At 66.2% G+C, this 20,473-nt stretch carries 10 protein-coding genes; 4 read left to right on the top strand and 6 right to left on the bottom strand.

All coding sequences use genetic code 11. The features are described 5' to 3' along the window. The first annotated feature begins 86 nt into the window (after positions 1-86). Positions 87-1,010: a bile acid:sodium symporter family protein gene (locus tag ACIA8C_RS08380; protein WP_397132316.1), complete on the top strand. Its 924-nt coding sequence runs from the start codon at positions 87-89 to the stop codon at positions 1,008-1,010. On the opposite strand, the gene ACIA8C_RS08375 is transcribed toward ACIA8C_RS08380, so the two are convergent. Further along, on the bottom strand, positions 960-2,336 hold the full coding sequence (locus tag ACIA8C_RS08375; protein ID WP_397132314.1) for an MFS transporter: 1,377 nt from the start codon (positions 2,334-2,336) through the stop codon (positions 960-962). The two genes, ACIA8C_RS08380 and ACIA8C_RS08375, sit on opposite strands and share 51 nt — an antisense overlap. Positions 2,337-2,400: 64 nt before the next feature. On the opposite strand from ACIA8C_RS08375, the gene ACIA8C_RS08370 reads away from it, so the two are divergent. Then, positions 2,401-3,147, top strand: coding sequence for an ArsR/SmtB family transcription factor (locus tag ACIA8C_RS08370; protein ID WP_397132312.1), 747 nt, complete (start codon positions 2,401-2,403; stop codon positions 3,145-3,147). Between the two features lie 5 nt (positions 3,148-3,152). On the opposite strand, the gene ACIA8C_RS08365 is transcribed toward ACIA8C_RS08370, so the two are convergent. From ACIA8C_RS08365 to ACIA8C_RS08345, 5 genes are all read right to left on the bottom strand, one after another. Next, positions 3,153-4,757, bottom strand: coding sequence for an FMN-binding glutamate synthase family protein (locus tag ACIA8C_RS08365; RefSeq protein WP_397132310.1), 1,605 nt, complete (start codon positions 4,755-4,757; stop codon positions 3,153-3,155). A 59-nt stretch (positions 4,758-4,816) separates the two neighbouring features. Continuing rightward, a complete protein-coding gene (locus tag ACIA8C_RS08360; RefSeq protein ID WP_397132308.1) occupies positions 4,817-6,298 on the bottom strand; it encodes a flavin-containing monooxygenase in 1,482 nt (493 codons plus the stop codon). 325 nt (positions 6,299-6,623) lie between these two features. Further along, positions 6,624-7,838: a DUF6545 domain-containing protein gene (locus tag ACIA8C_RS08355; RefSeq protein ID WP_397132306.1), complete on the bottom strand. Its 1,215-nt coding sequence runs from the start codon at positions 7,836-7,838 to the stop codon at positions 6,624-6,626. A 5-nt stretch (positions 7,839-7,843) separates the two neighbouring features. Next, entirely contained in the window at positions 7,844-8,386 is a 543-nt protein-coding gene (locus tag ACIA8C_RS08350; RefSeq protein WP_397132304.1) for a hypothetical protein, read from the bottom strand. A gap of 733 nt (positions 8,387-9,119) precedes the next feature. Further along, positions 9,120-9,710, bottom strand: coding sequence for a hypothetical protein (locus ACIA8C_RS08345; protein ID WP_397132302.1), 591 nt, complete (start codon positions 9,708-9,710; stop codon positions 9,120-9,122). Between the two features lie 686 nt (positions 9,711-10,396). Here ACIA8C_RS08345 and ACIA8C_RS08340 point away from each other — a divergent pair. Further along, positions 10,397-18,862 (top strand): SDR family NAD(P)-dependent oxidoreductase, encoded by an 8,466-nt coding sequence (locus ACIA8C_RS08340; protein ID WP_397132300.1) that lies wholly within the window; start codon positions 10,397-10,399, stop codon positions 18,860-18,862. Between the two features lie 25 nt (positions 18,863-18,887). Further along, complete coding sequence (locus ACIA8C_RS08335) at positions 18,888-20,456, top strand: NAD(P)/FAD-dependent oxidoreductase (RefSeq protein WP_397132298.1); 1,569 nt, start codon at positions 18,888-18,890, stop codon at positions 20,454-20,456. The last annotated feature ends 17 nt before the right edge of the window (positions 20,457-20,473 follow it).

The raw sequence follows: 20,473 nt of genomic DNA, 5'->3' as shown, positions 1-20,473 counted from the left end.
CGCGTGTGGGGGGTTTCCGGTGATTGTCTCCGCGATCGTCGTCGTAAGGCGAGATGATCGGGTGGATTCGATCGAATGAGGGCACCATGGACTCTGCGCTGGTTTCTATCGGGCTGCCAATAGTTCTGGTAGTGATCATGTTCGGGCTCGGTCTCTCGCTCACGGTTGCCGACTTCACTCGAATCGCGAAGAGCCCCAAGGCGGTCGCCATCGCGCTGGTATGTCAGCTGGTTGTGCTGCCGTCGGCCGCGTTCGGCCTGGTGCTGCTGTTCGATCCGTCGCCGCTACTCGCGATCGGGGTGCTGCTGCTCGCCGCGTCGCCGGGTGGGACGGCGGCGAATCTGTTCAGTCATCTGTTCCACGGCGACGTCGCGCTCAATGTGTCACTCACCGCGGTCAATTCGGTCATCGCGGTGGGCACGGTTCCGGTGATCACCAATCTGGCCATCGACTACTTCGACCCAGGCGGCGCGGCCACGGTGGGGTTGCAGTTCGGCAAGGTCGTTCAGGTGTTCTCGATCGTCTTGATTCCGGTCGCGCTCGGCATGCTGGTGCGCCGGTTGTCGCCGGACTTTGCGGATCGGATGGACCGGCCGGTGCGCATCGGTTCCGCGCTCACGCTGACACTGGTGATCACCGCGACGATGGTCGACCAACGCGCCGACATCATGCCCAACATCCGGGCGATCGGTCTCGCGATGATCCTGTTCTGCCTGATCAGTTTGACCGTGGGCTACCTGGTGCCCCGGGTGCTCGGTGTCGAGGGCCGCCAGGCGATCGCGTGCTCGATGGAGGTCGGTATCCACAACGGCGTCATCGCCATCACGATCGCCATCAGTGTGCTCGATAGTATCGAAATGGCTATTCCCGCAGCAGTTTACGGCGTCGCGATCTTCCCGCTGGCGGCAGGCTTCGGTTGGCTCGTCACCCGCCGCCGAGCGCGGGAAGAGGGCAAGGGGTCAGCGGCGCCGCACACCGGTGAGCGTAACGACCAGCGCGCCGGTCCATAGCGCGGCGGCGATCAACGCCAGCAGGTGGATTCCGTCCACGAAATGATCCGACGCCGGGGAACCGGCGATCGCACCGAACAGGGCGACGCCGGTGGCGGTGCCGACCTGCCGTGCCGTGTTGGAAACGCCGGTGGCGAGCCCGGATCGGTCCGGTGGGGTCGCGCGGACGACGGCGGCGACGGACGAGGCGGTGACCAGCCCCGCGCCACAGCCGAGCAGGGTGAATCCGGCCAGCAGCCACGCGATTCCGTGGCCCGAGCCCAGTTGCGTGAACAGCGGCATACCGGCCAGGGCAAGCAGGCAACCGGCCGCGATGGCCGTGCGTGGTCCTCGGCGACCGGTGATCCGGCCCGAAACCGGCGCGAGCGCGATGAGCGGAACGGCCAACGGCAGCACCGCGATACCGGCGGCCAGCGGCGAATAGTGTTGCACATCTTGGAGATAGAGCATCCCTGCGAACAGCATCCCGTTGACGACGAGGTTCATCGTCAACGCGACCACATTGGGGCTGAGGAACTCTCGGCGACCGAGCAGATCCAACGGCAAGATGGGATGCGTACTGCGCCGCGCGGATATCAGCACCGTCGCCAGCCCGGCGATCGTGACGGCGATCGATACGGAAAGGATCGGCCAGCCCACGTGATGGCCCGCCGAGATCAGCGTGCACACCAGTCCGCCGAGTCCGGCCACGAAGCCGACCAGCCCGGGGATGTCCAGCCGCCCGTCGCGGGGGAGTCGGGGCCGTGCGGGCACCACCGCGAGCGTCGCGACAATCGCCGCTATGGTCAGCGGCACGTTGATCCAGAACACCGGCCGCCAGCCGAGCCAGCCGATCAACAGCCCACCGAGCAGCGGCCCGGCCGGCAGCGCCAGGGAAGAGATGGCGGCCCAGCTGCCGAGCGCCTTGGCCTGCTCGCCGCGATCCGGGAAGACATCGACGATCACCGCCATCGTGCTCGGTAGCAGCAGCGCACCGCCCACACCCTGCACGATCCGCGCGCCGATCAACACGCCGACGGTCGGGGCGAGCGCACAGGCCAACGACGCCGCACCGAAGATCGCGAACCCGGCCAGCAGCACCTGCCGATGACCGATTCGATCGCCGATCGCACCGCCGGCCAGCAGCAGACCGGCGATCGCCACCACATACCCGTCCACCACCCACTGCTGCATCGCGGAGTCGGTACGCAGGTTGTGTCCGATGCTCGGCAGCGCCACATTGACGATGGTGACGTCCAGCAGCACCAGGAACATTCCGGCGCACATCACCCCAAGCACGCGGCGGGTGTTCGCCGTGCCGGGCGAGTTCAAGGTTCGCAGGCTCATGATCGCAGTCTCGCCCGATAATCCTTCGGTCCGGGCCGAAGCGTGCTCGTCGCACACTGGAGGCATGAGCACTTCCGGTTTCGCCGATGTCGCCGCCGTCGCCGCGCTGCTCGCGGACCCGACCAGGGCACGGGTGTTGCTCGCCCTGGCCGACGGACGCCAGTTGCCCGCCTCGGTGCTGGCCGCCGAGGCGGGTGTCGCGGCCTCCACCGCGAGCGAACATCTGTCCCGGCTGGTCGACGGTGGGCTGCTGAGCGTGCGCCGATCGGGTAGGCACCGATACTTCCGGTTGGCCGATCCGGAGGTGGCCACGGCGCTGGAAGCCCTCGCGGCCCTCGCCCCGCACCGCCCTGTGCGTTCGCTACGCGAGTCGACCCGCGCGGCCGCGATGCGCAGCGCCCGCAGCTGCTACGACCATCTCGCGGGCCGGCTCGGTGTCGCGGTCACCGAGGCACTGATCGACAAGCGCGCGCTGACCCGCACCGACGGCGGCATGGGAACCGAACGCGCACAAGATGATCCGCTATCGGCCCCGCTGCGAACGCACTCCTACGCGCTCGGCCCGAATGCCACCCGGACCTTCGCCGCACTCGGCGTCGACCTCGACGATCTGCGCACCCGGCGCCGCCCCGTGCTGCGCTTCTGCGTCGATTGGAGCGAGCAACGCCACCATTTGGGCGGGGCACTCGGCGCGGCCCTGCTCACGAGAATGGGCGAGGCCGATTGGATCCGGCGGCACGAATCCCGCCGGGCCATCGATCTCACCGAGTTGGGCGCACAAGCCCTCGATCGCATCCTCGGCGTGCGGTGACCAGCTCAGCCGTTGCTGGGGTGGAGGTCGGGTTGGAACGAATCAGCTTGTGCCGCTGCCCAATCCGTGGCCCAGGTCTCGGGGGGCTGGTTGATCAACTGGTGTGGGGACAGCCATTCGTAGAGGTGGGCGTAGGAGTGCTGGTCGGTGGGTGAGATCTTTTTGCGAAGCATGTGGGTGTTGAGCTGAGCGGGATCGGAGACGCCGAGCGACGCCATGATCTGCGCGGCTTGGCGGACGGTTGCCTCGTGATAGCGCCGTACCCGTTCGCTCTTGTCGGCGACGTTCAGCGCGCGGGCCCGGCGCGGGTCCTGGGTCGCGACGCCGACCGGGCATTCGTTGGTGTGGCAGAGCTGCGCCTGGATGCAGCCGATCGCCATCATCATGGCGCGGGCGGAATTGGTGTAGTCGGCGCCCTGGATGAGTCGCTTGACGATGTCATTGCCGACGGCGACCTTGCCGCTGGCCCCGATTTTGATCCGCTCGCGCAGCCCGGTTCCGACGAGCGCGTTGTGCACGATCATCAGTCCGTCGGTCAGCGGCAGACCCACGTGGTCCTCGTATTCCAAAGGGGCAGCGGCCGTTCCGCCCTCGGCGCCGTCGACGATGATGAAGTCGGGTGTGCTGCCCTCGTCGAGCATGGCCTTGCAGATGGCCAGCACCTCGATGCGCGAGCCGACGCACAGCTTGAAACCAACCGGCTTGCCGTCGGCCAGTTCCCGCAACCGGGCGACGAACTGGATCAGTTCCCGCGGGGTGTGGAAAGCGGAATGGGCCGAGGGGCTCACGCACTTCTCGTTGGCGGGCACGCCGCGATAGCGGGCGATCTCCGCGCTGACCTTCGCGGCGGGCAGCACGCCGCCGAGCCCGGGTTTCGCGCCCTGGCTGAGCTTGATCGACACCGCCTTGATCTGTGGGTGGGCGGCCTGGTCGGCGAACTTGGCGGGATCGAAGTGGCCGTCGGCGGTGCGGGTGCCGAAGTATCCGGAGCCGATCTCCCACACCAGATCGCCGCCGCCTTCGAGGTGATAGGGCGTCAATCCGCCCTCGCCGGTGTCGTGCGCGAATCCGCCGAGCGCGGCCCCCTTGTTCAACGCCCGCAGGGCATTGGCGGATAGGGCGCCGAAACTCATCGACGAGACATTGAGCAGCGACATCGAGTACGGCTTGGTGCAGTCCGGGCCGCCGATCAGCACGCGCGGCGGCTCCTCGGGCTCCGGGACCGGGGCGATGGAGTGGACGAGGTATTCGTAACCGACCTCTTCGATGTCGCGTTCGGTGCCGAACGAGAGTTCGCCATGGATGCCTTTCGCGCGCTCGTAGATCATCGAGCGGATGTCCCGGTCGAAGGGCCGTCCGTCGAAGTTGCGTTCGACGAAGTACTGCTGAATCTCGGGCCGCAAACTTTCGAGCAGGTAGCGCATGTGCCCGAGCAACGGATAGTTCCGCAATACCGAATGCCGCGTTTGCACCAGGTCGTAGACGCCGACCGCGAGCAGGACCACCAGGCCAGCGAGCAGCACCCACCACGCCCACGACCCGATCGACGCGGCGACCCCGACCGCGATGGTGGCCACCGCGAGGAAACCGACTAGGAAGAATCTGAGCATATGCGGTCGTTACCCACCGACGGCGAGACCATTCGTCGTCGGCGGGGTTTGCCGGACGCTTACCGCCCCGAGAGCTCGAAGGCCGCCGCTTTGGGGTGACGAGTCGCGCGCCAGTAACTCGTGCCCGTGCCCGGCCAGGACTGCCGGTTGCGGCCGGTGTGATCGAGAAACCAGCTGTGGCAGCCGCCGGTCACCCAGACGGATCTGCTGAGTTTGCGCTGCACCCACCGGTTGAATTCGCGCTGCACGCCGTCGTTCACCTCGAACCGGGTCGAACCTCGCTCGCCCATCATGCGCAGGCACCGCGCGATGTAGCGGACTTGGGCTTCGATCATGAAGAGGATCGAGACCGCGCCGCCGCCGGAGTTCGGGCCCATGATCATGAAGAAGTTCGGGAAACCCGCCACCGTCATGCCGAGGTAGGCCTCGGTGCCGTCGCGCCACGCCTCCTGGATGGTGATGCCGTCCCGGCCGACGATGTGCTCGGTGGCGCACCGGTTGTCGGTGGCGAATCCGGTGCCGAGAATGACAACGTCCGCCTCGTGCAGTTCGCCGTCCGCCGTGCGGATGCCGGACTCGGTGAACTCGGCGATGTCGTCGGTCACCAGGCTGACATCGTGGCGCTGCAGGGCAGGATAGAAATCACTGGAGAACAGGATTCGTTTGCAGCCGAAAGCGTAAGTGGGGGTGAGCTTCGCGCGCAATTCCGGGTCGGGCACCTGCTTGCGCAGATGGTGCAGCGAGAGGCGCTCGAGCAGGAAGTTCAACGGCGGGTGGAAGTAGCCGAAGACCGGTGCCTCGTGCATCAGGAACGAGCCGCCGCGGTAGATCCGCATCAGCCGGGGGAAGGCCTTGAACAGTCGTTGCTCGATAGTGCTCACCGGGCGGTCCATTTTCGGCAGCACCCAGTGTGGGTTGCGCTGGAACACCGCGACATGTGCTGCGGTACCGGCGATTTGGGGCGCGAGCTGCATGCCGCTCGCGCCGGTGCCGATCACCGCGACCCGTTTGCCGGTGAGATCCACCGAGTGATCCCACTGGGCGGAGTGGAACACCGAGCCGGTGTAGCTGTCGAGTCCCTCGAAGTCGGGAATGTTCGGCTTGTGCAGTGCGCCGTGCGCGGCAACCACTGTGCGCGGGCGGTATTCGTCGCCGTCCGCGGTGCGCACCACCCAGCGGTCGTCGGCGGCATCGAATTCGTAGGACACCGCCTCGGAGCGGAATCGGATATACGGTTCGAGCTCGTAGTCCTTCACCACGCGCCGGATGTAATCGAGTATCTCCGGCTGGCCGGCGTACAGCCGAGTCCAGTCGGTGTTCGGCGCGAACGAATACGAATACATCATCGACATGACGTCGCAACCGCATCCCGGATAGGTGTTTTCCCGCCAGACACCCCCGACGCCGTCGGCCTTTTCGAGAACCACGAAATCGCGTTCGCCCGCGTTCAACAGCTCGATGGCCATCCCGATACCGGCTAATCCGGTGCCGACGATGAGAACGTTCGGATGCGCCGGGCTCACCGGATCGATGGAAGCCATTGTTCCCCTTCACTGCACGTGCTGCCGACCCCGGCAACGGCGTCGACGCCGGAGGCGGATTCTGCTGGCTCAGCGGATCGCGGACGTATGTGCGGTCGATGCCCATTCGAGCATCACGAACGCTGAGCGGCAAATAATCAGCGAATGATCTGTTCGGTCGATAGAACCGACACGATTACACCACAGGAGAACGTCGACGTACAGAAAAATGTTCATGCAGCGGAGCTATGCGTAGGCAGGCGTATCTTGTGCAGCGTGCGCTGACCGCGCCGTCAGCCTGTCCGGCGCGGGCGCCGATCGGGTCGTGGCGGGCGTGCGGCGCGAATTACTGTGCGCCGATAGGTGTTCGGCGTGCCGTGGTGGCCGTGGCCGTGTGCAGCAGCGACTTCGCGGGCTGCCACAACCGGAGCAGCGTCTGCTCGTCGGGCAGGTCGGCCGCGCGTGCGGCGGGTTCGCCGGTCGGTTCGCCACCGCCCGCGGTGAGCCGTTGCGCCGCCAGGACCAGCTCGGCGACCATGCGCAGGTGTTCTTGATCGTCCTCGTCGACGCTTGTCTCGATCAGTTCGTCGACGGCGGTGGGCAGGGGCAGCACGTATCTGGCCACGATCTCGGCCGCGTCGTGGATCTCCATCCGCCTGCGGTGCAGCCGCTCCTGCGGTGACACGTTCCAGCTGTCCGCCCGTTTCAGCTGGAACACGACCTGCGGCGCGGCGTCCGTCAAATCCCGCCAGATCGGATAAATCCGTCGCGCGGAACGTGATTCGTCATCCAGCCGGAGCAGCTGCACGACCGCCTGTGCCGAGGACGGCACGAACACCATGACCAGCGCGACGAAGATGATCAGCCCCGGCTCACCCGAGGCGAAACCGTTGGACACCAGGTCGTAGGTGCTGCGCGTGAACGCGTTGCCCGCGCCCGCGAAGTCAAGGATCGCGGAGACCGCCATCAAGCAGACGGGCAGCGAGCTGGCGATGCCGAAACCGACCAGGGTGGCCACCGTGATCCGCTCCCACAGGGTGGTGGTCCGCCACACCGTGCCCCTGACCTTCAGTACGTAGTAATAACACGAAACCAGCACGGGCAGAGCCGAATACAACGCGATATAGATGCCGTAACGCCACCCGCCGTACTCGGCGATGGACGCCAGCCCGTGCGCCCGCGCCGGCGCGCTCAACGCGAGGAAGGCCAGGCCGATGGCGCCCGAGAGCCCGAGCACGATCCGGAACTGGATGCGGTACCGCACCGGGCCGTTTTCGTGCAGCAATGCCATCCCGAGCCCGAATGCCCACGCGGTAACGGTGAGCCAGTGCCAGGTGTCGAACACGGTGGGCAGGCCGCCGGGGATGACCCTGGCCACGTGGCGCGCGAACACCGGTTCCCGCAGGAAGGCGGCGGCCGCGTCGAAGCCGAGCAGCGTATTGATCAGCCGCCCGAAAATGGAGGTGTGCAGGGTCAAGGCCAGCCGGATCAACGTGATGGCAATGATGAGCACCGTCGCGGAGATGGTGACCCCGGCCGGCAGGTGGTCGTGCGGCCACATGCGCGCTACAGCTCTTTCAACATCGGGTCGCGGCGCGGTCCGACCGTCCTGGCACGGAAGCCGATCAGCGTCGCAAGCAGTTCGGCTTCGTACTCTTCGATCGATGCGTAGCTGGACGCACCGCGGGCGGCGCGCACCGTGGACAGGTCGATCTCGTGGTTCAGCGGCACGCCATTCGTGAGTGTCGACCATTCCACCGCCGAAAGCGAGGTGTCTTGGCCGTGATTGAGCAGCATGTGGCTGACCTCGTGCAATGCCACGTGCAGTTCGACGGCGGGGTCGGTGGACTGCCGCAGGAAGATCACGTCGTAGCCCTTGCACGCCAGCCACAGTCCGCACAGCCCGACCGGAGCGGTGGGCGGCAGCAGCAATCGCACGATCCGCCGCCCGCGCATGCGCTCGACCGAGGCGATGAACTCCTCGATGGTCCAGTCGGCGGGCAGTTCGAGACGATCGACCACGGCTTGCAGGCGGGCACGCGTGGAGAGCTTGCCTCGGGCCGGGTGCCGCACGAGGGCGGAGACCTTGCGCCGGAACAGTCTCAACATGTCACTTGCCTCCTCGTCCGAGTGAGGCGATCCGCGCCGATAGTGTCCGGTTCGCCGGCATAACCGCTGGTGCGAGCTGCAGCGTCGAGGACGGCGGAATGCGGATCGGATGCGTTCACGATTTCCTCCCCCGAGCACCTGGAGATCTTCACCTTGTTATCGCGCACAACAGCGGCATCGTTGCCGCCGGCGCAATGTTTTCGTCGAAGACGTCCGTTACTCACGGGAAGCGCGACCTTCTCCATTGTTCTAGATGTCTTCAGGTGACCGGCATGTCGACACACGTCGAGTCACCATCATCGACTTGCCGGGCTGGGTTATAGCCTACCTGTCACCCGCGCTTCGCGTACTTGTAATTGTGCGGTCAAGGGGAATTGATTGTGCCGTTGACCTGGTCTGATACGGATGAACGGCGGTGCCGGAACGGGCTGCGGCCCAGGGGCGGTGGCAGATCGAGTGCCGGTAGTACGCCGAAACATCCTGGCGCCGAAGGATTTTCGACCGATCCGGGGCTCTGTCGACGACGGCTTTCGCGCACCGTGCGCGCCACCGATCCAGCGCGGCGGCACCGCGCATCGCGGTGGCAGCGCCCTCGGGTTCCGTTGTGTCTCAGTCGGTGTGGGAGTGCGCCGGGCCCGGCGGAACCTCGTTGCCTGCTAACGCGGCAGCCCGCGCGATCGGTCCCGATCCGCTGTGTCCCAGGCATATCCAGTCCGCGGGATCGCTGCGCCGACTACGTCTGCTTGGTGTCGTCCCGACCGGCTTCGTGCCCAGGATCTCCTGGGTCGGCGGTATTTTGCAGCGCCTGAAGTAGTCGGTCGATCGCCGTTTTGGGGAAAATGAGCTGATAGCCCTCGGTGTGGCTGCGCGCCCGCTTCAACTCGATGCCGAGCCGGTCGAGCTCGGTCACCAGATCCACCACGGATCGGTGTTTACGAGTCAGGTTCTGCAGCGCGCTTACGCCGCTCTCGACATCGTCGTCGTCCACCAGCGTTGCCGCGGTAGGTCGTTCGTCAGCGGGCGGGACCAGCATGCCGCCGTGGTACAGCGCCGAGGTCGCGCTCCCGGCCGGCAGGCCGAGGGCCTCCAGCGCCCGGTTGTACTTTGCCTCGGTGGTGGCGCTGATCGTGTCGACCTGCCCGCTTTCGATGCGGGACTGGACATTCCGAGTAGGACCGCCCAGGTCGTGGATGTGCTGGTGAGTTACCAGGTCATCGGGAAGATTTCGCTGCCGGAACGCCTTCAGCTGCCGTCCGAACCGCTGTCCAGCCGACTCGACTTTATTACGCTTCACGGTCTCGCTGGCGCCCAATTCGTCGCCCATGGGATGCATCGTACCACTTGACTGCTCATGTACGTGCATTCCAGCTCATCTCCTGACATGGCAGGGCGCAATAGCAAGATCATGCCCTTACGGCTTTGTTATGCGCGCGATACCCTCCTCGAGGATGCGCATCGATGAGGCGTCGATGCACACCAATGCACACCGATGTGTTGACATGAGTGATTGCGGTCGTTAAATTCGGTTTCATGAGTGCGGATCTGAGCACTAGGCGTGAGGTGGGCACCGATCATGTGGAAGTTCAGCACGACTCCCGATGACATGACGGCTGCCTGCGCCGACCGCTCCACCCTGCTCATTGCCGATGATTCATCGCCTGCTCGGCGTTCGAACGGCTCGGTGCGACCGCCGAGTTTCCGTTCGCAGGGCGCCGACAGCGGTGTCGGCAACGGCTTGGCATTCGATTCAGCCCTGCCGTCGTCCGAAAGTCATTCGGTTGGCGATCATCTCGTATCGGCAGTCATGTTCCTCGAGGGGGGAACATGACCGCCGACTTAAAAAGACAGCCTGCTCGATATCGCCTCGCCTAGGGGATCGATGCCGCGACCGCGCGCATCGGCACGCCACGCGCGAATGGTCGATACGGATCCTGGTCGGCTCGACGGCAACAACTGGGACGTTGTCCGGCGTGGTCGATAGATGTGTGTTTACAAAACGAAGGTAATGCGATGGATTCTGTGCACAGCTCCTCGATCGAGGCCGAGTCGACCGCCAACGAGGGCATTGCCGTCGTAGGGATCGGTTGCCGGTTTCCGGGACGAGTTTCCGATGTAGGCGATTTCTGGCAACTCCTGCTCGACGAGCGGGATGCCGTACGTGAGGTCCCGGAGGACCGTTGGTCGGGCGCCGCCTTCTACGATCGCGACGCGGCCCGGCCCGGCCACCTGCGCACACGGCAGGGCGGATACCTCGATGACGTGTCGTCATTCGACGCCGCCTTCTTCGGCATCACCCCGCACGAGGCCGCGCGGATCGACCCGCAGCAGCGCCTCTTCCTCGAGACGACGTGGGAAGCGTTGCAGGACGCGGGAATTGTGCCAGAAGACCTGGCAGGCACGAAGACCGCGGTCTACGCAGGAGTCTCCGGTCACGACTACGGCATCATCCAGCTCAATCCGGAGAACCGTTACCTCATCGGTGGCCACACGATGACCGGTATCACCAATTGCATTGTGGCCAACCGGGTTTCGTACCTCCTCGACCTACGCGGCCCCAGCATGATCGTGGATACCGCCTGCTCGTCCTCGTTGATCGCGATCCATCTCGCGTGTCGCAGCATCCGTTCCGGTGAGGCGTCGATGGCCCTCGTCGGCGGCGTCAGCACGCTGCTCATCCCCGAGGCGACCATCGGCTTCAGCCAGGGCACATTCTTGTCGCCGGAAGGCCGCTCGAAGTCGTTCAGCGACAACGGTGATGGTTACATCCGCAGTGAGGGCTCGGGCACGATCGTGCTCAAGAAGCTGTCCGCCGCCGTCGCCGATGGCGACCGCATCTACTCGGTGATCCGGGGCAGCGCGACCAACCAGGACGGTCACACCAACGGCATGACCGTGCCGAGCGAGGACTCGCAGGCGCAGATGATCATCGACGCCTGCCGTGACGCCGGCGTCCGGCCGTCGGATATCGGCTTCGTCGAAGCGCACGGCACCGGAACGGCGGTCGGTGACCCGATCGAGGCACGCGCGCTCGGCAAGGCGCTCGGCGTCGGCCGAAATGGCAACGGGCCGTGCATCGTCGGCGCGGTGAAGTCGAACCTCGGTCACCTCGAGTCGGCCGCGGGCATTGCCGGCGTCATCAAGGCCTGCCTGGTGCTGCGCAACGGCGAGATCCCGGCGAACCTGCACGCCGAGGTGCCGAACAAGGAAATCCCGTTCGAGGAATTGGGCCTGCGGCTCGCCCAGACTCGCCAGCCGTGGCCGGGTGCTGGGCCTCGCCTCGCGGGTGTGAACTCCTTCGGGTTCGGTGGGTCCAATGCCCACGTGATCCTGGAAGGTCCGCCTGCCGGAACGCGGACCGCGGACGAGGCAAATGCCAACGCGGACACCGTGAATACGCAACCCGAGACGGTATCGGCGCCGGTGCTGTTCACACTCAGCGCGAAGACCAAGGACGCGCTGCACGCCTACGCCGACAGCTACGCCGAATTCCTGGACGAGCCGACGGCGGCCCTGCCCGTCATCGCCGCCACCCAGGCCCAGACGCGTGCGCACTACGACCACCGCCTCGCCATGGTGTGCTCGTCCACCGACGAACTCCGCGACGCCTTGCGCGATGTCGCGAAAGCCACTGCGCCGGAGACGATTCGCAGCGGTGTAAAGGCGGCCGCCGCGCCGAGCGTCGCCTTCGTGTTCTCCGGCCAGGGCCCGCAGTGGTGGGGCATGGCGCGCGAACTGCTCACGCAGAACGAGGTATTCCGGCAGACCGTCGAGCGGGTCGACGGCGAGCTGGCCAAGCACGCCGACTGGAGCGTGCTCGAGGAACTCGGTCGCGACGAAGCCGACAGTCGCATCGGCGAGACCTTCATCGCCCAGCCCGCGGTCTTCGCGGTGCAGGTCGGACTCGCGGCGCTGTGGCAGAGTTGGGGCATCGTGCCCGCGGCCGTGGTCGGGCACAGCATCGGCGAGGTTGCCGCGGCGTATGTTTCGGGGGCGTTGTCCTTCGAGGACGCGGTCCGGGTGATCTTCCACCGCAGCCGGGTGCAGCAGCAGGCCTCCGGTAAGGGCAAGATGCTCGCGGTCGGCCTGCCGCTCGGCGAGGTCGAGCAGCGGGTCGCCGGGTACGCGGGACGGGTATCCATCGCGGCGCTCAACGGCCCGGAATCCATTGCCCTGGCCGGTGATCCGGATGCCCTCGAAGAGATCGAGCGCGAGCTCGGCGCGGAAAAGATCTTCGCACGCATGCTTCAGGTCAGCGTCGCCTTCCACAGCCACCACATGGATCCGCTGCGGGACGAACTGATTTCGTCGCTGTCCGGCCTCACGTCGGGTCCGGCGACGGTGCCGATGTACTCCACGGTCACCGCGGACATCGTGCCGACCGGCGGGCTGGATGCCGAGTACTGGTGGCACAACGTGCGCGAGCCGGTGAAGTTCGCGCCCACCGTCGATCGTCTCATCGAGGATCAGCACCTGGCGTTCATCGAGCTCGGCCCGCACCCGATTCACGGGACGGCCATCGGGGAGCTGCTCGACCAGCGGCACGCCGATGGCGTTGCCGTCGCGTCGCTGCATCGTAAGCAGAGCGATCGCGAGACCCTGCTGTCCTCGCTCGCCACACTGTATGTGGCCGGGTTCGAGCCGTCCTGGGATGCCCTGTTCGCCGGGGTCGGCCAGCGCGTGCAGGTGCCGTTCTATCCGTGGCAGCGCGAAACCTATTGGCTGGAAACGCCGTTGGCGCACGACCGGCGCTTCCCGTCACTGGCCCATCCGCTGGTCGGCGAGCAGGGCCGGGTCGCGGACGAGCCGGGCAAGCACGTGTGGGAACTGGTGCTCGACCCGAAGCGTTTCCCGTGGCTCGACGACCACCGGGTGCAGGGCCCGATCGTCTTCCCGGGCGCGGCGTACCTGGACATGGTGCTCGGCTGCGCGGAGAGCGCGTTCGGCCCGGGCCTGTACTCGCTCGAGGATGTCGAGTTCCGCCGCGCGCTATTCGTCTTCGACGACCGGCCCGCCCCCGTCGTTCAGGTGGTGCTGACCGAGTCGCTGCACTACTCGGTGTACAGCCGTCAGGACGGCGACAAGGACTGGACCCAGCATTCGGTCGGCACGCTGCGCCGCGGCGCCCCCGCCACCGAGCTGCCGGTGCCGTTCGCCGAGCTCGACGCGGAATGCCCCGAAGAGATCGAACCGGGCAAGGTCTTCGCGAAGCTGCGCAACAACGGCCTGCTCCTCGGCCCGACGTTCAAGGCGATCACCAAGCTCAATTACGCCGACCTGAAGTCGCTCGGGCGGATCGATACCCCGGCCGCGCTCGCGGATGAAGCACCAAGGCACGCAATCCATCCGGCGGTCCTTGACTCCTGCTTCCAGTCGCTGTCCATCTCGATGGGCAACGACCCGAACAACGAGGACAAGACGCTCTACCTGCCGGTCGAGGTCAAGCGGCTCAGCTTCTACGCCAAGGCAACCGGCCGGGTGTACTGCTACGGGCGCGCGCAGGTCACCGACGACATCGCCTACTGCTACGGCGATCTGTGGATCGTCAACGAAGACGGCACGCTGGTGGCCGAGCTCGAAGGCTTCAAGGGCAAGTCCATCACCCAGAGCACCGAGGACGGCGACGCGCTGCTGCAGTGGCTCTACGAGTTCCGCTGGCACGAGTCGCCGGTGCGCACGAAGACGCGTATCCCGGCCGACACCTTCCCCTCGGTGGCCGCCCTCGACGCGGCCGTCGAACCGCTGGTCGACGAGCTGCGGCACTGGCCGGTCAACCGCGAATACCACGCGGTGACCGAAGCGGAGATGAACGAGCTCTGCGTCGCGTACATGACCGAGGCCTTTTACAAGCTCGGCATGCGGTTCGCGGTCGGCCGACGCTTTGCCGTCGACGAGATCGCGGCCGAGATGGGGGTGGCCGACAAGCACCTCCGCTACCTGGCTCGGGTACTGGAACTGCTTTCGCAGCACGGGATTACCGAGCAGGACGGTGACGCGTGGCGGCTGCTGGTGGTGCCGGAGCGGGTCGATACGGTCGCGGCTCTCGCCGAGCTGCGGGGGCGGCGACCCGACGAATGCGTGCCCGAGCTCGCTGTGCTGGAACGGTGCGGCACGGAACTGGACGCGGTGCTTCGCGATGATGTCAATCCCATCGAGCTGATCTTCCCCGAGGACGAATTCCAGTCGGTCGCAGACCTTTACGGTCCGTCGTTCTCGTTCGGCAAAGCCAATCGCCTCGTCAGCAAGGTCGTCGCCGAGTGCGTGCGCGAGCTGCCCGCCGATCGACCGGTGCGGGTGCTAGAGATCGGTGCCGGCACGGGCGGCACGACGCCCTACGTCCTGTCCGAATTACCTGCTGGCCGTGCGGAATACGTGTACTCCGACATCACGCAGCTGTTCCTCGGCAAGGCGCGTCATCGCTTCAGCGAATACGACTTCATCGATTACCGCGTCCTCGACATAGAGCACGACATCGAGGCCCAGGGCTTCGATCCGCACTACTACGACATCGTGGTGGCCTCGAATGTGGTGCACGCCACCGCAAGTCTGAGCCACACCCTCGGCAACGTGCAGCGCCTGCTCACCTCGCAAGGGCTGCTGCTGGTCGTCGAGGCGACGGTGCCACCGCACTGGGTCGACCTGACCTTCGGCATGACCGAGGGCTGGTGGGCGTTCAGCGACCATGAGCTGCGGCCCGACTATCCGCTGATGCGGGAGGCGACCTGGCGCGAGTTCCTGCCCACCGTCGGCTTCGAGGGCGTGCAGATCTTCTCCGACATGGCGACACCGGAGGAGACCGGCAACTCGGTGATCCTGGCGCGGACCAAGGCCATCGACCTCGCGCCGTATCAGCCGCGCGTCGAGGCCGCGCCCTGGGTGGTGCTCGCGGATGTCGACGGTGTCGGCGAACGCTACGTCACGCTGTTGGACGAGGCCGGTGCGTCCGGCGTGATCGTCACGCGCGGTGCAGAATTCGAGCAGATCGGCGACCGCGCCTTCCGGGCGCGCGCCAACAGCAGCGCGGATTTGCAGCGCGTGCTCGAGCAGGTGCGTGCGAACGTCGGCGAGGTGGCCGGTGTGCTGCATCTGTGGAATCTGGACTTCGCAGGGACCGAGCTGACCACCGAGGCGCTGCCCGCGGTGGAAAGCCAGGGGGCTTACAGCGTGATCGCACTGGCCCAGGCGGTCGAGGAGCTGGACTGGGCGCAGGCGCCTCGGCTGTGGATCGCCACCGCGGGGGCGCATGTCCTCGATCGGGCGGAACGCGTTGCGCTGAGCCAGGTTCCGAGCTGGGGCATCCTGCGGGTGCTGCTGAGCGAGCACAGCAGCCTGCGGGCGAAGATCTTCGACTTCGACCCGGCCGCGCGCACCGAACAACGCGCGACGCAGCTGTTCGACGAACTGCTGCACGTGGACACGGCCGACGAAGAGGTCGCCTTCCGCGCGGACACTCGTTTCATCGACCGTCTCGAGCATGTTTCGCTCAGCGAGTTCGAGGACTCGGTCGCGATCCCGGCCCGGGTATCGGAGGAAACCCCGTTCGCGTTGGCGGTGCCCGCCGAGTCGGGCGTCGAGCAGCTGCGCTACGAACGGCAGGAGCTGCCCGTGCTTGGCAGTGGTCAGGTCGCCATTCGGCCCCTCGCCACCGGCCTGAACTTCCGCGACATCATGCTGACGCTCGGATTGCTCTCGGAGGGCGCGACTTTCGGCGGGTTCTACGAAAGCAACCTCGGCGTGGAGTGTGCGGGCATCATCACCGAGGTCGGACCCGACGTGGACGGTCTGGCGCCCGGCGATCGGGTCGTCGCGTTCGCCCGCGGGTGCTTCGGCAACCTGGTGGTCGCCGATGCCAGGCGGGTCTACGCCACGCCGTCGAACCTGTCGGACGTCGAGGCCGCCACGCTGCCGATGGCCTATCTGACCGCGTGGTACGCGCTGGTGGAAGTGGGCAGGCTGCGCCCGAGCGACCGGGTGCTTGTGCATGCGGCGGCCGGCGGCGTCGGGCTGGCCGCGGTGCACATCGCGCACTCGTTCGGTGCGACGGTGATCGCCACCGCGGGTAGCGACGAGAAGCGGGACTACCTGCGCTCGCTGGGCATCGCCGACGTCTTCGACTCTCGCTCGCTCGACTTCGCCCAGGCGATCAGGGCGCGCTACGACGGCGTCGACATCGTGCTCAATTCCCTGCAGGGCGAGACGATTCCGAAGAGCCTCGAGCTGCTTCGCCCCCGTGGGCGCTTCCTCGAGATCGGCAAGAAGGACATCTACGACAACTACAAACTGGGTCTGAAGCCGTTCGGCAACAACCTCAGCTACTCCGCGATCGACATCGACCGGATGCTGAAGGAAGACCCGGCGCTGTGCCGCGAGTCGATGACCAAGGTGCTCGACGCGGTCGCCGCCGGCACGCTGCCCGCGTTGCCGCACACCGATTTCGATGCCACCGAGGTGGCCTCGGCGTTCCGGTACATGGTCACCGCCAAGCAGATCGGCAAGATCGTCGTCGAGTACCGGCCCGACACCGAGCTGCTGGTGCACCCGACCTCGAGTGGTGACGAGGCCGTCGACGCCGACGGCACCTACCTGATCACGGGTGGGTACACCGGTTTCGGTCTGCGCACCGCCGAGTGGCTGGTCGAGAAGGGTGCCCGCACCGTGGTGCTGGTCGGGCGCCGCGCCCAGATCGACGAGGAGAACGAGGAGCCCATCGAGGCGATGCGGACCCTCGGCGTGAACGTGGTGCTCGAACGGGCCGACGTGTCCATCGAGGCCGAGGTGGTCGGCCTACTGGAACGGATCGCGGAGCTGCCACCACTGCGTGGGATCTACCACGCCGCAATGGTTTTGACCGATGGTCCGCTGACGGGCATGACCGAGGCGGATTTCCTGCGCACCGTACAGCCCAAGGTCGACGGTGCCTGGCACCTGCACAACCACACGCGGGACCTCGAGCTGGACGCGTTCGTCATGTTCTCGTCGATGAGCTGGAACGTCGGCACCCCGGGCCAAGCCAATTACGCTGCGGCCAACGGGTTCCTGGAAGCTCTCGCGACCCATCGCCATGAACTCGGGCTGACCGCGCTGACCATCAACTGGGGTGCCATGGCCGAAGTCGGCTTCGTGGCACGCAACAAGCTCGACACCCTCGCTCGACTGGGCTGGACGCCGATCTCGCCCGACCACGCACTCGACTTCATCGGCCGATGCCTGGCCCAAGGTGTCGCCAGCACCAGCGTTTTCGGTGTCAACTGGGCGAAGATGAACCAGGTCATGCCGATCATCCGCAGTTCGCCACGGCTGGCTCATCTGGCTTTGGCCGACAGCGTCGGGTCCGCCAGCACCGGCGGCACCGAGGGGCTGCGTGCCGAACTCCTCGATCTCGACGAGGGTTTGCGGCAGCCCCGGCTGGTAGAGGCTCTGTCGCAACAGATCTCGCGGATCTTCGACATGCCGATCGACCGGCTGGCACACGACGTCGCATTGACCGATCTCGGCATGGACTCGCTGATGGCCGGTCAGATCCGTAACTCGCTGGCCAAGCATCTCGACATCGACTTCCCGACCATGGGTCTGATGCGCGGGCCGACGCTGGTCGAACTCGCCACCGAGGTGCTCGCTCAGGTCTTCGGCGAGGCGAACGGTGTGCTGCCCGCCTCGGCGGAAAACGCAGGGCCGCAACGCTGGATCCATACCGTCAAGGGCCGGTCGAGTACGGCGTCGCTGCGCGTGTTCGCGATGCCTTTCGTCGGTGGCGGCGCGTCGGTCTTCACGCCGTGGCCGAACTACCTGCCGGACACGGTCGAGGTGGTCGGCATCCAGTACCCGGGCCGGGAGGACCGCGTCAACGAGGTGCCGATCGACTCGATGCCGGAGTTCATCGCGGAACTGGCCGACGCGATGCTGCCGCACCTGGACCGGACCTTCGCGATCTACGGGCACAGCATGGGCAGCCTGCTCGCCTACGAGCTCACCAAGTACCTCGAGCAGAACTACGCGGAAATTCCGCTCAAGCTGATCATCGGCGGCTGGCCCTCGCCCGCGCTGGTCGAGAGCTACGTGCGCAACCTGAAGCACATTCGTGACGGGTTCGACATGGACCGGGAATCGGACAGCCGGGTGCTCGAGGTCCTGCGGGACAACGAGCTGCTCACGATCCCGGTCGAGGACGAGGCGTCGGTCAAGCCGATGATGCCCGCGGTGCGCGCGGACCTGAAGATGTTGGGCGACTACCGATTCGAACACGGCGTCGTCTTGCGGGCGCCGATCACGGTGCTGCGCGGCGCCGAGGACCCGCTGTTCGAGGTCGACCAGCTGCAGGGCTGGGAGAAGCTCACCAGCGGCCGGTTCGAGCTCACCACCGTTCCCGGTGGCCACCTGTTCATCCAGAACCCGAGTGCACAGGTGATGCGGACAATCGCCGACGAGCTGTCCGCCGAAGACCAGTTCCCCAGCTTCACCAGCCTGATGGATGGGCACTGAGCAGTAGCTCGAACGGAGAAAAATGATGAAACCGATCGAACGTTACGACGTGGTGGTCTGCGGCGGCGGCCTGGCGGGGCTGACCCTGTCGCGGCAGCTCAAGCGGAGCATGCCGGACCTCACGGTGCTGGTGCTGGAGCGGACCGGCGGTGATATCCCGGACGGCGCCTACAAGGTGGGGGAGGCGACGGTCGAAGGCGGCGCGCACTACTTCACCGAGCAGCTCGGCCTCACCGGATATTTCAACAAGCAGCACCTGCACAAGCTCGGGCTCCGCCTCTTCTTCGGCGATCAGCACGGCCCGTTCGAGGCGCGGCCCGAGATCGGAGCGCGCCGGTTCGCCCGGGTGCCGTCGTACCAGATCGACCGCGGCATCTTCGAGCGCGATCTGCGCCACGGCGCCAAGGATCTCGGCATCGACCTGATCGAGCAGGCCAAGGTCATCGATATCGACCTGGCCGAGGGCGATGACGATCATGTGGTCACCTATGAGATCGCCGGTGTCGGCGAGCGCAGTGTCCGAACGCGTTTCGTCGCCGACGCCTCGGGCCGTGGCAAGCTGATCCAGCGCAAGCTCGGCCTCGGCACCCCGAGTCCGCACAAGATCAACGCGGCTTGGTGGCGCCTCAAGGGTGAGTACGACGTGGAGAAGATGGCCGCGCCGACCAGCCCCACCTGGATGCCGAAGACCCAAGAGCGCCGGTGGTTTTCGACCAATCACCTGATGGGTACCGGGTACTGGGTGTGGATGATTCCGCTGTCGTCCGGGAACACGAGCATCGGCATCGTGACCGACGAGCGGATCCATCCGTTCAGGACGTACTCGACGGAAACCAAAGCGCGGCAGTGGATCGCCGAGTACGAGCCGACGCTGGCGAAGTTCACCGAGAACGCCGAGTTGCTCGACTTCTTGGCGCTGCGCAACGCGAGCTACGGCTCTACCCAAGCCTTTTCGCACAATCGGTGGGCGTGCGTCGGTGAGGCGGCGGTCTTCCTGGACGCCTTCTACAGCCCGGGTTCGGACTACATCGCGTACACGAACACCATGACGACGCGGATGATCGAGCTCGACCGCAAGGGCAGGCTGACCGAGGACGTCGCGCAGTCCTACAACCGGCTGCTGCTCGAGGACCTGTGGCCGAACTACCTGCAGATGTACCACGACAACTACCAGATCTTCGGGCACGCTCCGGCGATGTTCACCAAGGTCATGTGGGATACCTCGTTCTACTGGGCACTGCCGTCGCAGATGCTGTTCCGCGGCTTGCTCACCAGCCCGGACGCGGCCGCCGAGTTCCATCCCATCGCGTCGAGGTTCTTCGGCATCCAGTCGCGGATGCAGGCGAACCTGCGTGCCTTCGCGGCGCAGGCCCCGCAGCCGGACAAGTATCTGTTCGTCGAGTACAGCAAGGTGCCGATCTGCGCGCAGCTGCACTTGGATCTGCTCACCGACAAGACCGCCGCGCAGACCTTCCGCGACATGCGGCGCAATGTCGACCGCTTGGCATCCTGGGCGGACTCGTTCGAGCAGGAGATCGCCGCACGGATCGACCTGCCGCAGCGCGAGCCCGCCGAGGCGGCCCTGCAGGCGTAGGACCGACAGCACAAGGA

Source organism: Nocardia sp. NPDC051321, assembly GCF_044455225.1.
In the GTDB taxonomy this organism is placed as follows: Bacteria; Actinomycetota; Actinomycetes; order Mycobacteriales; family Mycobacteriaceae; genus Nocardia.
This window is presented reverse-complemented; position numbering and strand designations above follow the sequence as displayed.